General features: G+C 39.4%; 21 protein-coding genes and 2 pseudogenes. 22 read left to right on the forward strand and 1 reads right to left on the reverse strand.

Annotation, left to right across the window (positions count from 1 at the left end; translation table 11 throughout):
- Window positions 1-42: 42 nt before the first annotated feature.
- The 22 genes and pseudogenes from NL644_RS12245 (at window position 43) to NL644_RS12410 (ending at window position 17,999) form a co-directional block, all read left to right on the forward strand.
- Entirely contained in the window at window positions 43-1,002 is a 960-nt protein-coding gene (locus NL644_RS12245) for a retron St85 family RNA-directed DNA polymerase (RefSeq protein ID WP_025553496.1), read from the forward strand.
- A pseudogene (locus tag NL644_RS23105) lies at window positions 956-1,109 on the forward strand (DUF3265 domain-containing protein). Before NL644_RS12245 ends, NL644_RS23105 begins: the two are co-directional and overlap by 47 nt.
- Complete coding sequence (locus NL644_RS12255; RefSeq protein WP_253658430.1) at window positions 1,078-1,653, forward strand: sensor protein; 576 nt, start codon at window positions 1,078-1,080, stop codon at window positions 1,651-1,653. Before NL644_RS23105 ends, NL644_RS12255 begins: the two are co-directional and overlap by 32 nt.
- A gap of 1,306 nt (window positions 1,654-2,959) precedes the next feature.
- Entirely contained in the window at window positions 2,960-3,265 is a 306-nt protein-coding gene (locus NL644_RS12270) for a hypothetical protein (protein ID WP_013571662.1), read from the forward strand.
- Between the two features lie 168 nt (window positions 3,266-3,433).
- Window positions 3,434-3,859: a hypothetical protein gene (locus NL644_RS12280; RefSeq protein WP_253658431.1), complete on the forward strand. Its 426-nt coding sequence runs from the start codon at window positions 3,434-3,436 to the stop codon at window positions 3,857-3,859.
- 164 nt (window positions 3,860-4,023) lie between these two features.
- Window positions 4,024-4,494 (forward strand): GNAT family N-acetyltransferase, encoded by a 471-nt coding sequence (locus tag NL644_RS12290; RefSeq protein WP_253658432.1) that lies wholly within the window; start codon window positions 4,024-4,026, stop codon window positions 4,492-4,494.
- 198 nt (window positions 4,495-4,692) lie between these two features.
- Window positions 4,693-5,481, forward strand: a complete 789-nt coding sequence (locus NL644_RS12300; protein WP_253658433.1) for a hypothetical protein — start codon at window positions 4,693-4,695, stop codon at window positions 5,479-5,481.
- 185 nt (window positions 5,482-5,666) lie between these two features.
- A complete protein-coding gene (locus NL644_RS12310) occupies window positions 5,667-7,148 on the forward strand; it encodes a hypothetical protein (RefSeq protein WP_253658434.1) in 1,482 nt (493 codons plus the stop codon).
- A 136-nt stretch (window positions 7,149-7,284) separates the two neighbouring features.
- Complete coding sequence (locus NL644_RS12315) at window positions 7,285-7,794, forward strand: DUF6882 domain-containing protein (protein WP_198421128.1); 510 nt, start codon at window positions 7,285-7,287, stop codon at window positions 7,792-7,794.
- 164 nt (window positions 7,795-7,958) lie between these two features.
- Entirely contained in the window at window positions 7,959-8,360 is a 402-nt protein-coding gene (locus NL644_RS12325; RefSeq protein WP_253658435.1) for a hypothetical protein, read from the forward strand.
- Between the two features lie 738 nt (window positions 8,361-9,098).
- Entirely contained in the window at window positions 9,099-9,551 is a 453-nt protein-coding gene (locus NL644_RS12340; RefSeq protein WP_114324168.1) for a hypothetical protein, read from the forward strand.
- 204 nt (window positions 9,552-9,755) lie between these two features.
- Entirely contained in the window at window positions 9,756-10,571 is an 816-nt protein-coding gene (locus NL644_RS12350) for a hypothetical protein (protein WP_114324167.1), read from the forward strand.
- Between the two features lie 104 nt (window positions 10,572-10,675).
- Window positions 10,676-11,140 carry an acyltransferase gene (locus NL644_RS12355; protein ID WP_114324166.1) on the forward strand — a complete coding sequence of 155 codons (465 nt, stop codon included), beginning with the start codon at window positions 10,676-10,678 and terminating at the stop codon, window positions 11,138-11,140.
- A gap of 164 nt (window positions 11,141-11,304) precedes the next feature.
- Window positions 11,305-11,769: a hypothetical protein gene (locus NL644_RS12365; RefSeq protein WP_114324164.1), complete on the forward strand. Its 465-nt coding sequence runs from the start codon at window positions 11,305-11,307 to the stop codon at window positions 11,767-11,769.
- A 221-nt stretch (window positions 11,770-11,990) separates the two neighbouring features.
- The gene (locus tag NL644_RS12370) at window positions 11,991-12,533 is read left to right on the forward strand and encodes a hypothetical protein (protein ID WP_220235815.1); all 543 of its coding nucleotides are present in this window, start codon (window positions 11,991-11,993) and stop codon (window positions 12,531-12,533) included.
- Between the two features lie 168 nt (window positions 12,534-12,701).
- Window positions 12,702-12,819, forward strand: a pseudogene (locus NL644_RS12375) (DUF3265 domain-containing protein).
- A 46-nt stretch (window positions 12,820-12,865) separates the two neighbouring features.
- Window positions 12,866-13,504 (forward strand): DJ-1/PfpI family protein, encoded by a 639-nt coding sequence (locus tag NL644_RS12380; protein WP_114324163.1) that lies wholly within the window; start codon window positions 12,866-12,868, stop codon window positions 13,502-13,504.
- 131 nt (window positions 13,505-13,635) lie between these two features.
- The gene (locus NL644_RS12385; RefSeq protein ID WP_114324162.1) at window positions 13,636-14,421 is read left to right on the forward strand and encodes a hypothetical protein; all 786 of its coding nucleotides are present in this window, start codon (window positions 13,636-13,638) and stop codon (window positions 14,419-14,421) included.
- 768 nt (window positions 14,422-15,189) lie between these two features.
- On the forward strand, window positions 15,190-16,095 hold the full coding sequence (locus NL644_RS12395; protein ID WP_114324160.1) for a hypothetical protein: 906 nt from the start codon (window positions 15,190-15,192) through the stop codon (window positions 16,093-16,095).
- A 641-nt stretch (window positions 16,096-16,736) separates the two neighbouring features.
- On the forward strand, window positions 16,737-16,982 hold the full coding sequence (locus NL644_RS12400; protein ID WP_114324159.1) for a hypothetical protein: 246 nt from the start codon (window positions 16,737-16,739) through the stop codon (window positions 16,980-16,982).
- Between the two features lie 177 nt (window positions 16,983-17,159).
- Entirely contained in the window at window positions 17,160-17,507 is a 348-nt protein-coding gene (locus NL644_RS12405; protein ID WP_114324157.1) for an SH3 domain-containing protein, read from the forward strand.
- Between the two features lie 150 nt (window positions 17,508-17,657).
- On the forward strand, window positions 17,658-17,999 hold the full coding sequence (locus NL644_RS12410; RefSeq protein WP_009696098.1) for a hypothetical protein: 342 nt from the start codon (window positions 17,658-17,660) through the stop codon (window positions 17,997-17,999).
- Between the two features lie 200 nt (window positions 18,000-18,199).
- On the opposite strand, the gene NL644_RS12420 is transcribed toward NL644_RS12410, so the two are convergent.
- Window positions 18,200-18,505 carry a hypothetical protein gene (locus NL644_RS12420; protein ID WP_181869569.1) on the reverse strand — a complete coding sequence of 102 codons (306 nt, stop codon included), beginning with the start codon at window positions 18,503-18,505 and terminating at the stop codon, window positions 18,200-18,202.
- Window positions 18,506-18,609 lie beyond the last annotated feature (104 nt).

The raw sequence follows: 18,609 nt of genomic DNA on the forward strand, positions 1-18,609 counted from the left end.
CTTTTCATCCGCGACTTAAGACGTAAGGGTGTGTCGCCACAAATGACCTCAAAAAATATATATAGCCTCAAAAACATTGGATTGCCTGCAATGCTATCCATTGACGATTTCGCTAATCAAGCTCGACTTTCTGCTGGTAAAATTCGTTATCTTTCTGCAACTGCCGAATCTCATTACAGAGTTTATCCAGTCCCTAAAGTAAGCGGAAAGAGTCGACTTATTTCTCAACCGTCCAGGGAACTTAAAGCTGTACAGGCTTGGATTTTGCGAAATATCTTAGACAAGCTTTCATCTTCTCCTTGCTCAAAAGGTTTCGAAGTTGGAACGTCAATTCTAGACAATGCTCGACCACATGTTGGTTCTAACTATGTATTAACTATAGATCTAGAGGATTTTTTCCCCAACGTTTCAGCATCTAAAGTGTATGGGGTTTTTAGTTCTATTGGGTACAACAAAGAGTTGTCGATTTTGCTAACCAATTTATGTACATATGGTGGTGGGCTACCTCAAGGGGCTCCAACTTCTCCAAAGCTAGCGAATCTAGTATGTGCGAAACTCGACGCTAGGATACAAGGTTATGCTGGACCAAGAGGTATTGTTTACACTCGTTATGCTGACGATATGACGTTTTCTTCTCATACGGCTTCTAAAATAAGAAAAGTTAAACACTTCATCGGGACCATTATCAGTGATGAAGGATTTAAGATTAACCATAAAAAGACAGCCATATGTGGTACGAAACGCCAGAAAAAAGTTACTGGTCTTATACTCTCGGAGAGCAGTGTAGGGATAGGGCGTGTTAAACACAGAGAAATTAGGGCAAAACTTCATCATCTATTTACGGGTAAGTCAACGGAGTTCTCTCATATCAATGGGTTACTATCCTACACTTATTCTGTAGATCGACGTGCATATAACAAGTTGTATGCTTACATTGGTGGTTTAACCCAAAAGTATCCTCTTTCAAACGCAATCAAAGAAATTAGCCCCAAAATCGTATAACAAACTGTTTAAGAGTGATTCGCAACGCGTGGCATTTTTACTATGCGTTGCGTTTAGTGTTTAAGGTGGTATGCGGTGGCATCGGTATTGCGTTGCTCACACCTTAACAGGGCGTTAACTGTACTTCGATATAAAAATTACGAGCAAGTTGCACAAAAACAGGTCGTTTCTAAAATGAAAAAGTGGTTTATATTTTTGGTTCTTTTGCTAACAGGGTGTGTTGCTAAGCAAGTACCTTACTCTCCTTCTGATATGGTAAGCACAGAAGTTGCGGCGAATGTGATTGAACAGGTCATAATGGAACAGCCCCCAAAATTTAGACCTGAAGGTCTTGTTGTGACCAGTTCTTATATCGGGTTATCAGAAGGTCAAAACTCAAAAGTAGTGGCAGTTAGCAATTATAATGACGCTTCAAATTTGCTCCTGTCATCTTCAAACGTAAGGCTATCAGAAATCAATTCAAGGTATTATTTCAACTCGATATTGGCGCTTGAACTCTATAGCAAAAGAGATTGGTTTATCATTCAGCTAAAGAACGATGAACAACAGGTTGTTAAGCGTTTTTATACGAGAAGTTTAGAAAAGGCACAGTGGTTTGTCGATTCAATAAATTACATGAAAATTTCGACTAAGCCATTTGCTGCTGAGTAGTACAGTTAACAAACTGTTCAAGAGTGATTCGCAACGCGTGGCATTTTTACTATGCGTTGTGTTTGTTGTTTAAGGTGGTATGCGGAGGCATCGGCATTGCGTTGCTCACACCTTAACAGGGCGTTAGTTGCCAAGAAGATAAACGTAACCAAATCAAAAGGTTTAAGGACAGGAAGCCTGAAAGTCGGAAGCTAGATCCTAGGTGGTAAAATTGTTCTGATGTGATTTGGCAGTTTCATTTCTCAGGTTCAATTTTTAGCAAACGAAAGCTCACTTGTTCTTTGTTTTTGAAGCAGTTTGTACAATCGAAGCGACATTGTTTGCTGAAAATATGCTCGGTGAGTTTGTCGTTTTAAAAGCCGATTTACGCGCTGAAATACCGTTTTCTTTGGTGGTGTAAGTGCTACGTGGTTTCAGTGATTTTGTTGAACCTCCGCATTGTGAGATTATCGGTACAAAAGCGCTTTTTGGTGTTGCTAGTTGGTTTTCTGCGGCGTTGCGTGTTCTACGTGGTTTCATTGAGTAGCTGCTTTGAAACTATGCCTGACTTTAATGCATCAAAGCACATAACTTTTGATGTTCGCAAAGTTCAAACTGTCATAAAATCAGTGTTCGGATCTGGCAACTAACAAAATGTTCAAGAGGGATTCGCAACGCGTAGCATTTTCACTATGCGTTGATTTTAGTGTTTAAGGTGGTTGCAGCAACTTCGGTATTGCGTCGCTCACCCCTTAACATGGCGTTAGCACTGGGTTGGAATCAAAGGCTAAAAGTTTTTGTTTTTATTGGTTTCTTTTCCTCGCTTTACAACTGACCAAATGTGCCTTTCATGTTCGCTCCGGTGGCACTAGATGTGAAGTTTTCGCTTTGAGTTTATCGTTTACGGTTTCTAACTTTCGGGCTATTTCTCTGGCGTGGTTTCTTTGGTGCTGAGAAATTTTCGGCAAACAAGCGTTTCTTTGTCGCTGTTGTTCAAGTTCGAAGCCCGTATTCTTTGCTAATTTGAAAGCGGTGAAAAAGGGCAGTTAAGCATGTTTTCCGTCTAGCCAACTGACGTCTTGATGTTTGTTTTTAGTTTGGCAGTTGTCTGTTTGGTTTAGGGTTTTAAGCCATTAGTTTCGTGCTATATTTCAATATCTTGGCGTGTACCAAAAGCTTAAAGGGCAGCGTGCTAACAAACAGTTCAAGTGGGATTCAGCACGCGTGGCATTTTTGCCATGCGTTAGGTTTAGTGATTAAGGCGTGATGCGGTAACTTCAGTGTTGCGTGCTTCACCCCTTAACTGGGCGTTATACGTAATGAGAGTATGAAGATATTTTTAATAGTAGCCACACTGGTTCAATTGACTCTCCTGAGTTTCTCGAAATATTATCGTTCAATTGCGAATGATGTGCTTAGAAACGCGGTGGAAACGAAAGAGGCTGATCTTTTATCTTCACTTGATAAGTTTGATTATTACAGTGACTTAGATAATGATTTATTTCTTGCTGCTGTTACGGTCTGGGTTATGGTCTTGGTCGTAACAAAATTGAAAAGTATATCAAGCACTGATATGGCTAATTTAGCGATTTGTTTACCGCTGTTCTTTAATATGATTTTGATGTCGATTTAGGCACCATAGCCATGGAAGGGCAATCACGCATAACAAACAATTTAAGAGTGATTCAGCACGCGTGGCATTTTTGGCATGCGTTGGTTTTTGGTGTTGAAGTGCCATGCAGCGGCTTGGTCATTACGTGCTTCACACCTTAATTGGGCGTTATGTGTTTTTAGGATAAAAATGGAAATTTTCGAAATTAAATTAGGAAACTCAATCGGTCCAGTTAAACTCGGTATGACAGAAACTGAAGTGAACAATGTTATCGGAGATCCTGATTGCACCTATGGACATCGCCATCATTTTTTAGACGGTCTCATGGTAGATTTTGATAATGAAGGAAGAGTTGAGTTCATTGAAGTCGCTGCTTCTGAGTTGTTTTCAACGACATTGCTTGGCTTTGACGTACATAGGACATTAGCGACTAATTTGCTCGAACGAATTCAGCTAGAAGGTAACTATGATCATTCTGATCCAGAGTTAGGCTATAGCTACGTATTTAGAGAGCTTCAGTTATCCTTCTGGCGTCCAACTCTTCCTGACTTAGAAGAAGGTGAAGGGTTGTACTTACAATCAGTCGCAATTGCTTCCGAGGGTTACTTTGAGTAAACACATAACAAATTGTTCAAGAGGGATTCGCAACGCGTGGCATTTTTACTATGCGTTGGTTTTAGTGTTTATGGCGGTATGCGGCGGCTCTGGTATTGCGTTGCTCACCCCTTAACAAGGCGTTATGTAGCCGCGAGAGGACGGTAAGTTAAAAGGATTTATATATGTTAAATATTCGCCAAGCTCGCATTGAAGATATCAGTGTTATCAAAAAACTACAGTTTCAGCTTAATGAGTATCATCAAGCAAATTTACCTGATGACTTCTTATCACCGGAAGAAATTGAACAAAAAATAGACCTACACAAGATAATCGAAAGTGAAAGCTCGATTTTTCTGGTAGCCGAAAGCAAAGGGCAGTTAGTAGGTTTTGTTTTTGGTGAGCTATGGGTTCGTAAGTCTTGGACGCTCAAACAGCGAAAAATCGCGAGCATTGAACAAATAGTAGTGGATTCATGCTTTAGAAGCCAAGGCGTTGGATTGGCGCTAATAGAGGCATTTGAGGAAAGGGCTATTTCTAACGGCGGAGAAGAGCTGTGGTTAGAAGTATATTCTTTCAATGAATCTGCTCTAGCTTTGTATCGCAAAGCTGGTATTGCGCCCAAAATCCAAATTGGACAGAAAGCACTACCCTGAAAGTCGGCTACATAACAAATTGTTCAAGAGTGATTCGGCACGCGTGGCATTTTTACTATGCGTTGGTTTTAGTGGTTAAGGTGGTATGCGGAAGCTTCGGTATTGCGTGCCTCACACCTTAACGCGGCGTTAGTTGTCTGTAACTATTGATTACATTAGAATCGTGAATTATTTTTCTTACAACCAATGGTTTTTTATATGTACAAGTCAATTTCAGTAGTTTTCTCTTTATTTTTAATGGGGTGCCAGTCTACTTATAAACCCTTAAATGATTTTTCAGGTTATGTGGTAATTCCTCATAATGATGCGTACTACATTGAATATCATGATCTTGATGAGCACTTTGCTCAACAGAGTTGGCTACATACAGCGAGTGAAACATGCCCAAAAGGTTACGAAATTCTTCCGAGAAAAGAGCTCGACAATGGTTCGGAATTTATTCCTGAAGGTACAATGATGCGTTCTCCTTATACGAATCTTAAAGTTCTATTAGGTAAGATAAAATGTAACAACGAAGATACACCCAAGAGTAATTTGACAGATAATGCGTGGTCAAAATCTGATTATGTGGGAACGGATTCAGAGGTAACTGATTACTTTAGTGATGCCTACGTTGGTATGCAAATTGGTTTAAAACCTCGCGAAATAAGGTTCTTAAAAACAGCATCAACAGCTAAAGTTACTGAATTTTTGAATGATAAGATCGGAAAAAGTGATGCATACAGTGTCGGTAATGGTATTAGTGCTAATGTTTGGCTAACAGGTGAGCAACTCTTTGATGTAGGGGTTGTGGTTAATTATGAAGATGAATGCCCTACAAACATTAAAGTAGTACCTCAAAATGCGATGTTTAGTATTCTTATCTTGAAAGAAGGAAAATCAGAACAACCAAATGAAGCCGTAAGCGCAAGAGTACTGAGATCATCGCGCGACATGTTCACTATTAATTCTGAATGTGGTCAGGGGAAGGTTGTACATAGCAACTAACAAACTGTTTAAGAGTGATTCGCAACGCGTGGCATTTTTACTATGCGTTGGTCTTAGTGTTTAAGGTGGTATGCGGCGGCTTAGGTATTGCGTTACTCACACCTTAACAGGGCGTTATGAATATTCAGTTTATAACCCGCTGATTATGCTATATAATTAGTAAAATTCAGTATTGTTGTATCGCTATGAAAATTAAAATAAAAAACTACTATGATGTACTCGATTATAATTATGTTTTGATATGTACCTCAAACAACAACGAAAAGAAAGCCATTAATCGAATTTTAAAGCATCGTCGAGAATTGGTTATAAATATGAACTCGCTGGGTTGTAGTGTAGGTCTTGTAAATGATGTTTTTGTAATTCATCTGACGGGAACGTCAGGAATGGAAGCAAGGGAATCTATATCTAGATTGGTCATAGAGTTTCTTAAGAGGGAATCAAATCCCAATCCTAGTCTAATATTACTGGCTGGGTTTTGTTGGGGTAACCCAAAACTCACCAATCAAAATGATGTTATCATTTCCAGTGATATTATCTCTTTGAATAGTGATACCTATCTTCCTGATGGACAATCTTATAAAGCAACTTCTTATGCTAGTTCAATTGATGTAGATTTTATTAAAAATAAAATCAAGACAGTAATCACTGGAACAATGGTTAGTTTAGAATCACTAATCGCAAAAACATCCAAAAGAGATGAGATTATTAAAAGTTTTTCTCATGTAGTTGGTGGGGAGATGGAAGCTTGGGGATTTGTTCCTAGTGTTGGTAATACCCCATGGGCTGTTGTCAAGTCCGTTTCAGACTTTGGTGATGACTTATTCAACCGAAATACTCAGGCAGCCGCAGCTAGTGAAGCTGCTACAGTAACCAAAGATTTAATTGGTTATTATCAGAGTGAGGGGCATTTAGACTTCAATACCACTTCATCTGATAACCTACCTTTAACTAATGCTTTGTATGGCAATGAAATAAAAATAACTAATGGTGAAGTAAATGCAATTAATCTTAATGATTATTTGCATAATATGTCATTTTTAATACAGTATAAGCTTGGATATTATGTAACAAGTGATGAGTATGGTGATGATTTTATTAAATACTTTAGTTATTTAATATTGGAAGCTGTACAGAACTCATTTAAACATGGTAGGGCTACAGAAGTTAATATTAAATTTGATGATAAAAGTATCTTTATTCAATGTAATGGAAATGATTTTGACTTGAATAAGTTAAGTAATGCGGACGGGCGTGGAGGCCAATTCGCTTGGCTTAAATTCAAAGAGAACTTCATTGATAATGAATATGTGACCTATAAATTTCACAAGAAAAAGCACAAATTTAATCTAGTAAAGGTTAATCAGGATATTGTTAGAATCATTAACAATTGTACAGCTAAAATAGTTGAAAATAAAATTGGTACTGGGTGGAGTGAATCTGAAGTCTTGAGTTACGATAATGATTGTGAGGCTGTATATATAGATGATCGACAAATATCCCTTCCATCTAGGCGATTCTCATTGATTGAGGAAGCTAAACGGATTATTGAGTCTGGGCGGATCGTATTTGTATCAGTTAGTGACCAAGAGAACGAAGAGTTATATAAATCAACAGGCTATGGTCCGGATAAACTGAAAATATGGGTACACAATAAATATTCATAACAAAGCATTTAAGAGTGATTCCCAACGCTTGGCATTTTTCATTCCATCGTTGGGTTTCGCGTATAAGGTGCTATGGTTGGGTTGTGTGGTAGCGTTGCTCACACCTTAATGCGGCGTTATACCTCTTAGGGAAATTATGAAGAAATTACTAACAGCAGCCATGGGATTATTCGTTTCAAATACCAACGCAAATATTAGCTGGGAAGATTTTGTTACTGAAGCGCATACTGCTCTGACAGAAAAGCAGAACAAGCTGATGAGCGAATTCAAACTTGGTGAACATGAGCGTTTCGACTGGGATCAGGAAAGCGGTACTCTTATATTTTCAAACGATGGAAAGGTTGCTGTTATTGCAAAAGTACAGTTCGTCGGTTCCATTTCTACCACGTCAAATACATGGCTTTGGTCTTGGGCGAATTCTTACATTTATGACAATGTAAAAGATCAGATGCACATCGTTCGAGAGTTTGGCGAATCAAAAGGCTATGAATCGCTTACCATAGACAAGTGGCAAGCGGATGAGATTGATGGGTGGGAAATGACTTCCGTAACCTCTTATCTTTTGGAAGCTAAAGGCGCTTACCGAACCACGGAAGAGACGGGGTTTACTTACATGGTGATAACTGACATAAGTTGGGCAAACTAGGTATAACAAACTGTTTAAGAGTGATTCGCAACGCGTGGCATTTTTACTATGCGTTGATTTTAGTGTTTAAGGTGGTATGCGGTGGCTTTTGTATTGCATTGCTCACACCTTAACAGGGCGTTATACCGTTTTAGCAATTACAAATATTTATTGTGGGATTTAAAGTGAACAATAGATTGAATATAACGTTACCAATTGTGGTCGACGTGGATATGGAAGAAAGCCAACTACAGCAAAGTATTCAGGACTCAATTTTGCATCATGAGTCTGAATTTTATGAACGAATGGCATCTGTGTGCGTTCAATATGACATGAGAGCGGAGTTGTGTGAGGGAAGCTTAGATGTAGAAAGCGTTTCATTAGGTGCTCTTGAATTGACGGAAGATGACGAGCTTGTTTTGAACTTTACTGGCAGTGTTGAAGTAACCTATGACTGGTATGCCCATTATGGATGTAAAGATATGTGTGGTGGTGACCAAGTCAATGATCGTTGGGAATTCAATGCTGTCGATAGCGAAATTAGTTTTTCTCTAGAAATTCAACAGGAAAGAGTTGACGAGCTGTAAAGCAACGGTATAACAAACTGTTTAAGAGTGATTCGCAACGCGTGGCATTTTTGCTATGCGTTGCGTTTAGTGTTTAAGGTGGTATGCGGGAGCTTTGGTATTGCGTTGCTCACACCTTAACAGGGCGTTAGTTTGCAAGAGGAAAAATGCAGCTATATCGCAAGATCTATAGGTAAAAGCTCAAAGTCTAAATTGTTATGTCGGCGTTCAACTTCAGTGTTAACTAGCGTGTTGAAAATCCAAAATTGGCATCGTTCCAACGGTTGCTTTGTTCTTTGGAGCGGCGACTTTGGGGTTACCTGAATTGAACTTTTTGCTGAAACTCTGCTCGTTGAGTTTGTTGGTACAAAAGCCGATTTACTCGCTGAAATGACGTTTTCTCTGGTGTTGTAAATTCCACGTGGTTTCAGTGACTTTGTTGAAAGTCCGCATTGTTAGATTGGTTTTCCAAAAGCGCTTTTTGGTGTTGTGAGTTCGTTTTCTTCGGCGTTGTTTGTTCCACGTGGTTTCATTGAGTAGTCGCCTTGAGACTACGCCTGACTTAAGCGCATCAAAGTACATAAAGTTTATTGTTCGCAAAGTTTAAAATGACTTAAAATCAACGCTTTGGGTTTGCAAACTAACAAACTGCTCAAGAGGGATTCGCAACGCGTGGCATTTTTACTATGCGTTGAATTTTGTGATTAAGGTGGTTGCGGCGACTTCGGTATTGCGTTGCTCACCCCTTAGCAGGGCGTTATGCTTATTTGGTTAGGAACTGTGCAAGATATCAAAATTATGACAGCTTATATATATATTGTTGTGCATCTAATATTAGGCTTTTTATTTCTTTGGTTAAGTCACTATAGAATCAAAGAGTTTGGAAGTATTGATTTCTTTTGGCTTACTACTTTAGAAACTGCAAATTTGGTAATTGGTGTTTTTTGGGGAAATTGGGGTTGGGATAACTTTAAAAAACTGCAGGAAGATTCACACTTATTCCTTTCAACTTTTTTTGGATCTTTTTTAGGATCAGGTTTGATCGTTGTTATAGGGAGTGCTAGTTATTATTTAAGTCTGCCTGAAGATGAATTGTCTCAATTTAATATATTTAAAAATGCATATTTTTTTATTTTCTCTAATATCACAGTGTGCTCACTGATCGTAGTAGCATGGATAAATGTGACGAATTACAATTCGAGAAGGTCATAAGGCTTTATGTTATGTATATGATTTTAATTGATATTTTATAATCTAATGCTGGGGAATCAAAAAGCATAACAAACTGTTCAAGAGGGATTCGCAACGCGTGGCATTTTCACTATGCGTTGGTTTTAGTGATTAAAGTGGCTTGCGGCGGCTTCAGTATTGCGTTGCTCACCCCTTAACAGGGCGTTATATGCAGGTAGGTAGAAAATGATAGATTCATATAAAAGCTTTACTAAGTCACTTCAAGATCTAGGATTTGACGACTTCTATCGAAAGAATATTTCTAACTTGAGTCTTTCTATTAATTATGGGAAGGCAAAAGGAGATATCCAGTTGGAATCAGTATTAGATGCGGGACATAAATATTACTATGAGGCTAACTTGGATTATGAGGTATCTATCGACCAACCTATAAGTATTTTCAAAAATGGTCACGGTCTAGATGATCGAGATGTCCTGATTACTTGTATAGAAATATTTGATTGGGGCGGTGTGCAAAAGTCAAATATTCTCTCTGCATTATCCTTCCATAGAAAAGGTGAGCTAGTTACTTATCTGGAAAAATGTATGGAGTGGTTTGAGGATGAAAGCAGTTTGTCTGAACCTGACTTTGAAGTCATTTGGTCTAGTGGATGGACAAAAGTCTATTCGTTTATGTTTGATTTTGTGACTATATATGACTCAAGAGTTGCTGCATTCATTAATAAGATATTCTTGGATTTTTACTTATCCTTAGATGAAGACGATAGAAAAAAACTAAAGAGTGTGACGTCAGGCCTACTATCATTTGGTGGCACGACAAAGCGAGCGCGCACTCTAAGTTCAGAGTATCGAAGGGAGTTGTCATTATATGGTAACCCGAGTGATAAACGGAAAATGGTCGCGAATAAAAAGGCTTCTTGGTTTATCAGGCACATATCAGAGGTTGAGGGGTTAGCTGGAACACAAAGTTGCTTTCGATTAGTGGATAAGGCTGCATTTATGTTGGGTTTTGATCTTAAACAGTGGAATCAAAGCATATAACAAAGCATTTAAGAGTGATTCGCAACGCTTGGCGTTTTCGCTTCGCTCAAGTATAGCCAAGCGCCGCTCACACCTTAATGCGGCGTTAGGTTTTCGGAGGTAAAATGGCCAATCCACGAATTTTGAAGGCTCAAGTGAAAGATGTTACCTGTGGTGAAGATGTCACTATTATTGAGCCTGCTAATGTTTATGGCTGCGAACTGGGAACTGGTGTGTTTGTTGGACCGTTTGTCGAAATACAGAAAAACTCAGTTATTGGCGAGCGCACTAAAATCCAATCTCATAGCTTCATCTGTGAGTACGTCACTATTGGAAGTGACTGCTTCATTGGTCACGGTGTCATGTTTGCCAACGATCTTTTCAAAAGTGGTCAACCTGACTCAAATCCAGATAATTGGGGACGCACAGTTATCGCTAACAGTGTGACAATCGGGTCAAATGCTACAGTGCTGCCTGTCAACATTTGTAGTGATGTGGTCATTGGTGCAGGTAGTGTTGTAACTAAAGACATTACAGAGAAAGGTATTTACGCAGGTAATCCAGCTAGAAAGTTACGCGACTTGCCTTGAGTACAAACCTAACAATCTGTTCAAGAGTGATTCGCAACGCTTGGCATTTTTACTATGCGTTGCGTTTTGTGTTTAAGGTGGCATGCAGGAGCTTCGGTATTACGTTGCTCACATCTTAACAGGGCGTTATAAGCTAATACAAAATTTTGAATCTGAGAGGTCCCATGAGTTGCAATGAAGTAGGGCGAGACCTATTTATAGGCTCTGCTAGAGAGCAGTTAATCTCTGAGTTAGAACTAGCGCTCAAGAAAGCAAAAGATCCTGAAAGTTCGTTGGTTAAGTTCAATGTGTTAGATTATGAAGTCGAATATTACTTTGATGAAACGGGATCAGATGTAGAAAAGGTATACAAAAAAGATTTTAATCAACGACACATTCTACAAACGATTGGTGATCAACGTTATTTTATTGAACCTAAAGGTACTCATTTTTTTATCTCTCGTTACAACAATTCTGAAGAACGTTTAGAAAGGTTAAATCGCCACGATGATTGGGAATTCGCATCATGGTATGGAAAAAAGTTTCGATCAGCCACTGAATTAGTTGAGTATTTTCTGATACATATAGACCCTTCAGCTAACAGGAGCGCATTGAAAAAACGTGTTTATGAGACATTTGGTTGCTCTTGAGCATCGCTTATAACAAAGCATTTAAGAGTGATTCTCAACGCTTGGCATTTTTCATTCCATTGTTGAGTTCAGTGTTTACGGTGGTAAGGTCAGGTTCAGTGGTCGCGTTGTTCACACCTTAATGCGGCGTTATATGCTATTGTGCCGATCTTCATCAAGGTTCTCATTAGTTCTATTTAGTAAAGTCCACGCTGTACTTTAATTTATCTACAAACCATCGAATGAAAAAATATCTTTTAATTTTGTCGGCTTTGTTGGCAAATTCAGCTTATGGTAAATCGCCAGATGAGCTTTTAAATGGGCTTAAACCGGATTTGAAAAGCTGGGTTGAGAAGTCTTGTAGCAAGAACTTAGGTCCCTCTCTTTGGTCCAGCTGCGTTACTCGTGAAGTTAATGCTCTAAATGGTCACTTTCCGGACCTTTCTATATTGAGCAAGAATCAAAAAACGTGGCTAATGAATTCATGCCCTAATTCGCTAGGTCCAAGCTTAACTATTAGCTGCTATAACCGAGAGTATGAAGCGTTGGGGCGTATTCCCTCTTTTTCTGGTTTATCGGAGCAGCAGGCGAATTGGGTAAAACAAAGTTGCTCTACATCTTTGGGACCATCTCTATATGCTAGCTGTTTGAATCGTGAAATTTCAGCTGTCAAAAATGCTGGTAGCCCACAACCTCAAGTCGTTTCAAAACCAAACTTACGAGCTCAAACGCGACCGGTTGGCTCTAATAGCCGAAACTCGTACGCAATAGAAGTTTCATCATAATGATGAGCTATTTATAATCAATGGTGAAAAATTTGAGGCAAAAACATACTGTTTGGGGTGGTATGAAGGCGATGAGGTAATATTTGTTGACGGTAGTCCTTATGGAGCGTGTTCTAGTGCAAAGCTTTTGAACTTAAGTAATAAAGAGCTCTGTGAAGTGTGGTGTGAATAGCATATAACAAACTGTTTAAGAGTGATTCGCAACGCGTGGCATTTTTACTATGCGTTGCGTTTAGTGTTTAAGGTGGTATGCGGGAGCTTTGGTATTGCGTTGCTCACACCTTAACAGGGCGTTATGCGATTCATGAGGTCAGCGAAAGGAATAGAGATTTATGTACAAAGTTGGCGTTGTTATATTTGATGATTTCACAGATGTAGACTTTTTTCTTATGTATGATTTGCTTGGGAGAACAACCGATAGTTGGACGGTCAGCATACTGGGAACTAAACCTGAACATCATTCCCACCTTGGTATGAAAGTTATAACAGACGGGCATATTTCAGAGGTGACGAACCAAGATGTCGTTCTTATCACTAGTGGTAAACGTGGTATTCCAGCAGCGATGAAAGATGCTGAATTTATGTCAGCGTTGAGCCTTGACCCAAATAGACAGCTAATTGGCTCGATATGTGCTGGTTCATTTATCCTTCATGAGCTCGGTTTACTAAAAGGTAAGCCATTAACAACCAATCCAGATGCTAAAGGTGTTCTACAAAAGATGGGAGGAGACGTTAAGGATCTACCTCTAGTAGTAGAAGGTAACATAGCCACTGCAGGAGGTTGTCTTTCACTGATGTATCTCATTGGTTGGGTAGCAGAGCGGCTGTTTGACTCAAGTAAACGAAAAACTATTCAGAATCAATTAATTCCAGCCGGGCAGTTAGAAATTTTTGAAGAGCTTATTACCACAACTATGCAGTCAGCAGAGTTGAAAAATTCGCATAACAAAGCGTTTAAGAGTGATTCGTAACGCTTGGTATTTTTAATTTGCGTTGGTTTTTGGTGTTTAAGGCGCAATGCAGAAAGTTCGGCATTGCGTTACTCACACCTTAACGCGGCGTTATATGCCTAAAGAGTCGTAGTTCCGTTTAGGAGACATATTTGAAAACACTTATAAATTCTTTGCAAGAAAACACGGTTAGTAGGCTGAAGAACCCTCTAGTCGGAGCTTATGTTTTTTCTTGGACGATCTGGAACGTTACAGATGTAATGCTCTTTTTATTGAGCAATAATGCTGAAAAAATCGAGATGGTTAAAGGCTCCAGATTTGAACTTCAAAATGATCTTCTGTTTCCTCTTGTAATATCTGTTGTGTATTTAATTGTAGTACCTGTGTTAAACATGCTTTATGAGCGCATTATCGATGGTGTAATCAATAAATACCGAAACGCATTTAAGCAAAAGACACTTCAAGATCATTACTATTCAGTAAAAAGAACAACGATTGCCAAGCTTGATTCAGATGAAGAGGAGAACCGAAAGCTCAGAGATAGACAGCTAGATACATGGGCAGAAGAAAAGCAAAGAATGTCAGAAACAATTATCCAATTTAGGGCAGAGCATGCTGCGAGAATGGCTAAACTCGATAATGAAGTATCTAGTTATCGTGAGGAAATTCAGCGCCTAACATCCGAAGTTTATGACATTGGCACCAGAGAACAGTCAATTAGTCAAGAGTTAAGAAATGTAGTTAGAGATGTAGGTATGGCAGTAGAACAACTAGTCAACGTATCAGATTTGCCTGATAGGGGGTTCGACTTAACCAAAGGTATTAGCGATGCCACTAACCGAGCGCGAAAAATACTAGATATGCCATTAGTTGTTTATCAGCCTCAGTACTCATACAATGAGCCACCAATGGATTTTGATGACGAAATTCCATTTTAGGCGGCATATAACAAAGCATTTAAGAGTGATTCGCAACGCGTGGCATTTTTAATATGCATTGCTTGTTGTGTTTAAGGTGGTATGCAGTAGCTTCGGTATTGTGTTGCTCACACCTTAATGCGGCGTTATGTTTCTACATGAGTAAGGTGTAATAATGAATATAGATACTGCGTCAGTTAGTATTGTGATAGCTACAGTTAGCATGTTCATTTCGTTTTATGTTATGTGGCGTGATCGACGGAAATTCATTGTACATGGTGAATACCTAGAGTCGTGGGAGCACATGGCTGATGGTGTTTATTTTAAGATTGTGAATAGTGGAAGACGTCCTGTTACTCTGCATAAAATAGAGTTTATATCCAAGAGTAAAGGTTCACAGGCATTGTTACTTACTAGATCGATATCAGAGTATAAAACGACGCCTTTTGAGGAAAAGGACTTGAGCTATCCATGCCTATCTGAAAGTCAGTTCTTCGAGTTCGCTCTGCATTCAAATAAGTTCGACTTCTCGGAATATGAGCTTAGTGACCTTACGTCGATAAACATTCATTCATCAACAAATGTTGTTAAGTGTAAAGAGCTTGCAAAGGTAATAAAGGCTAATCATAAGTACTTGAAGTAACAAACATAACAAGCAATTTAAGAGGGATTCACAACGCTCGGCATTTTTGCTTCTACTTCAAATTTAGTGTTTATGGCACAATGCTTTAGGTTTGGGTGGAGGCGTTGTTCACCCCTTAATTGGGCGTTAGCTCTCAAAGGAAAGTTATGAACTCGGATTTAAAGAATAACCTAATAATGGCGTTAGTGGGGGCTATTCTCGCCTCTGCAGGATTTGTCGCTAAGGGATACTTTGAGGCTGAGAGTGAAAAAGAGAAATTTGCTTTCAACCTACATAAAAAACTTTATGATGAGGGGGCAGCATCGATGGCTGCGCTCAATAATGCATACTCAGAACTCTACGCCTTATACGGTGAAGGCTATGGGCTAACTCCTTCTGAGTTATCTGAAAAACACGAAAACCTCCGGAACTCATTAAAAGATCACTCAGATTATATTGGTGAACTTGAGCGTTACGGTACTACAGGACAGATTGAAATCGCTAAAAATCACTTCGATTGGTTTTGGGGAGTTTATTCAGAACTGGATCTACAGTACAAGACTGCAAATCAAGTTGAAAAAAGGGCTAAAGAACTATTGTTAATAGAAGATGTTGCATCTGAACATTTTGATTTCGTAGATAAGGCTCTTGAGTCTGAAATAGAGAGATTGGTCAGAAATGAAAATCGGATATTTTATTCTATCGGTTGGTATAAAAAACCTGTGATAAACGGAATTGAGCAATATTTAAACTTACAGTTTAGGGAGGCTCTTGGCTTGCCAGCAACAAAGGACATGGCGGAGAAAATCAACTCGCTTCCTGAATTGAGACAAAAAAGCAACAACTTTGAGTATAAAGAAAAGAGGCTTCCATTTATGTTTGCTGAGGGGCGTTCCTTCCAAGCACCGACATTAGAGTTTCAAGGTGATACTGACTTTTTTGAAACCAAGAATGATGTTCTTGCTGCAAACGTAAAAATGAAGTTTATAGCTTCTGCTATTGAAAATGATAAGTGGCTCCAAGAGGAGCTAAAAAGAAGAAAAACTACGGCTCAAAAAGAAAATGAGAGCTAACAAAGCATTTAAGAGTGATTCCTAACGCTTAGCATTTTTCATTCCATCTTTGGGTTCTGTGTTTACGGTGGTAAGGTTCAGTTTCGTGGTTGCGTTACTCACACCTTAATGCGGCGTTAGCCGCCTTTGCCCATTGACTGTACTCGGTCCGAGGTTTGGATAGCCAAATCCACTTTTCATAGCCGGTGGTTATTATCGGGTTTTGTCATCAAACAGGCTTTGTGGATCCGGTGGTTTTTCAGATTACGCGCACTGCGGCCTAGGCGGTTTGTGCCCAGTGTCTAAACCTTCAATGCAGTAATTGAATTCATAGCCAAGCTGCTGTTTCCTGGTTGTTTAAACGAGCGATTGTTTTGGAAGCGAGTTCAGCGCATTGGTTCCAGAGCAGGTTGGAGGCAAGCCGCGAGAGGCCGGAGCAAACGGCTAACAAACGCTTTAAGACGGATTCGCAACGCGTGGCATTTGTGGTTTGCGGTAAGTTTAGTGATTTAGGTGGTGTGCGGAGGCATCATATTGCGTTGCTCACCACTTAAGCGGGCGTTATGTGCTTTCAAGGTTCAAGGCAAGTGCGAGTAGTCTGAATAGATTCTATCCAACACATTTTGTGACTATTGTTTAATATCAGCGGACAAGGAAGCGTAATGACTATAGATGACACATTTTGGCTAGCAGCCAAGAGGAAGGGTTTTGTTCGGTTCATAGTTGAAACAGGTTTACCATTTATTCTAATCATGTTTATTGCAACTGGAGTCATTTACGAGCAATTTGGTGATGGCTTTCTAAATTTGAACGTATTGAAACATTTGGTTGTTTGGCTAGTCGGTGGCGTATTTTTTGGTATTTACCAGTGGTATAACTTAAAACGGCGAGCGTCCGGACAGGTCTGAAATAGGTAAACATGTACTTGGATGGTACGCACATAACAAAGCGTTTAAGACGGATTCACAACGCTTGGCATTTTTGGTTTGAATCAGCTTTAGTGTTTACGGCACAATGGTTTAGGTTTGGTGGTCGCGTTGTTCACCACTTAACGCGGCGTTATGTGAATGGAGTCAATATAACAAATGGAATATCAAGTCGTTAAAGAATATCAAGATGCTCCAGAGTCACCTATTCATGTAGTAAAAGGTGAAAAATTGCAGTTTGTGGAAGAATCAAATCCGGAGGGTGATTGGCCAAATTGGGTCTTTTGTCGCGGAACAAGTAAAGAAGGTTGGGTTCCAAAGCAAATTCTAACTATCGATAGTGAACAAGCGACAGTTCTTAAGGACTATTTCGCTAAAGAGCATGCGCTTACAGTGGGCGAAACCTTAATTAGTGAGTACGAGCTAAATGGTTGGATCTGGTGCTCAAAGTTAGGGGAAGGAGGTGAGTTGGCATGGGCTCCTTTAAATCACCTAACTAAACAGTAAATTCACATAACAAAGCGTTTAAGACGGATTCCCAACGCTCGGCATTTTTAGTTTGCTTCAGTTTTGGTGTTTACGGCACAATACTTTAAGTGCAGTGGTCTGCGTTGCTCACCACTTAACGCGGCGTTAGCAATCAGGGAGAAATTGGAGTTGAGTGGTTATCAATCGAATTTAGAAAGTCAGCTGAACATGCTCAATGAGACTTGGGATTCATTAATAAGTAACGGAGTCACCAACGAAACAGAGTTAGTTCTAGAATTTAGCTACTTATGTCCAAATAAAGCATCAGCCATTCAACTAAACGATGCTCTCGAAAACTATGAGTCACTGATCAGAAGTGAAGGGTTTATTAACCGCTCATGGTTTGTTGAAGGATATTCTCACCCGACAACGGTAACCAAAGACATCCTTGCTCAATGGTTAGACTTTATGGTTACAAAAGGTTGGGAGTTTCAATGTACCTTTGATGGTTTTGGGGCTTCGTTTAGTTAAATTGCTAACAAACTGTTTAAGAGTGATTCGCAACGCGTGGCATTTTTACTATGCGTTGCGTTTAGTGTTTAAGGTGGTATGCGGTGACTTCGGCATTGCGTTGCTCACACCTTAACAGGGCGTTAGTTTGCAAGAGTAAAACGCAGCTATATCGCAAGATCTAGTGGTAAAAGCTCAAAGTTGAAATTGTCGTATCGGCGTTAAATTTCAGTGTTAATTAGCGTGGTAAAAATCCAAAATTGGCATCGTTGCAAGGGTAAATTTGTTCTTTGGTGTTGTGAGTTTTGGGGGCATCGAGTCGAACTTTTTTGCTGAAACTCTGCTCTGTGAGTTTGTTGGTGCAAAAGCCGATTTACTTGCTGAAAGGATGCTTTCTCTGGTGTGGTAAGTTCACGTGGTTTCAGTGGCTTTATTGAAAGTCCGCATTGTGAGATTGGTTTTTCAAAAGCTCTTTTTGGTGTTGTGAGTTCGTTTTCTGCGGCGTTGTTTGTTCCAAGTGGTTTCATTGACTAGCTGCTTTGAGACTACGTCTGACTTAAATGCATCAAAGCACATAATGTTTGTTGTTTGCAAAGTTTAAAATAACGTAAAATCAACTCTTTGGGTTTAC

This window comes from Vibrio sp. Y10_XG_PY6 (assembly GCF_024181795.1).
In the GTDB taxonomy this organism is placed as follows: domain Bacteria; phylum Pseudomonadota; class Gammaproteobacteria; order Enterobacterales; family Vibrionaceae; genus Vibrio; species Vibrio diabolicus.

Bases quoted from the DNA above. Each gene is read 5' to 3' on its own strand.
- NL644_RS12370 (WP_220235815.1), top strand. From the start codon at position 11,991: ATGAAAAAATATCTTTTAATTTTGTCGGCTTTGTTGGCAAATTCAGCT.
- NL644_RS12355 (WP_114324166.1), top strand. From the start codon at position 10,676: ATGGCCAATCCACGAATTTTGAAGGCTCAAGTGAAAGATGTTACCTGT.
- NL644_RS12270 (WP_013571662.1), top strand. From the start codon at position 2,960: ATGAAGATATTTTTAATAGTAGCCACACTGGTTCAATTGACTCTCCTG.
- NL644_RS12405 (WP_114324157.1), top strand. From the start codon at position 17,160: ATGGAATATCAAGTCGTTAAAGAATATCAAGATGCTCCAGAGTCACCT.
- NL644_RS12380 (WP_114324163.1), top strand. From the start codon at position 12,866: ATGTACAAAGTTGGCGTTGTTATATTTGATGATTTCACAGATGTAGAC.
- NL644_RS12300 (WP_253658433.1), top strand. From the start codon at position 4,693: ATGTACAAGTCAATTTCAGTAGTTTTCTCTTTATTTTTAATGGGGTGC.
- NL644_RS12365 (WP_114324164.1), top strand. From the start codon at position 11,305: ATGAGTTGCAATGAAGTAGGGCGAGACCTATTTATAGGCTCTGCTAGA.
- NL644_RS12395 (WP_114324160.1), top strand. From the start codon at position 15,190: ATGAACTCGGATTTAAAGAATAACCTAATAATGGCGTTAGTGGGGGCT.
- NL644_RS12315 (WP_198421128.1), top strand. From the start codon at position 7,285: ATGAAGAAATTACTAACAGCAGCCATGGGATTATTCGTTTCAAATACC.
- NL644_RS12280 (WP_253658431.1), top strand. From the start codon at position 3,434: ATGGAAATTTTCGAAATTAAATTAGGAAACTCAATCGGTCCAGTTAAA.
- NL644_RS12340 (WP_114324168.1), top strand. From the start codon at position 9,099: ATGCTTATTTGGTTAGGAACTGTGCAAGATATCAAAATTATGACAGCT.
- NL644_RS12350 (WP_114324167.1), top strand. From the start codon at position 9,756: ATGATAGATTCATATAAAAGCTTTACTAAGTCACTTCAAGATCTAGGA.
- NL644_RS12310 (WP_253658434.1), top strand. From the start codon at position 5,667: ATGAAAATTAAAATAAAAAACTACTATGATGTACTCGATTATAATTAT.
- NL644_RS12400 (WP_114324159.1), top strand. From the start codon at position 16,737: ATGACTATAGATGACACATTTTGGCTAGCAGCCAAGAGGAAGGGTTTT.
- NL644_RS12420 (WP_181869569.1), bottom strand. From the start codon at position 18,505: ATGAAACCACTTGGAACAAACAACGCCGCAGAAAACGAACTCACAACA.
- NL644_RS12245 (WP_025553496.1), top strand. From the start codon at position 43: ATGACCTCAAAAAATATATATAGCCTCAAAAACATTGGATTGCCTGCA.
- NL644_RS12290 (WP_253658432.1), top strand. From the start codon at position 4,024: ATGTTAAATATTCGCCAAGCTCGCATTGAAGATATCAGTGTTATCAAA.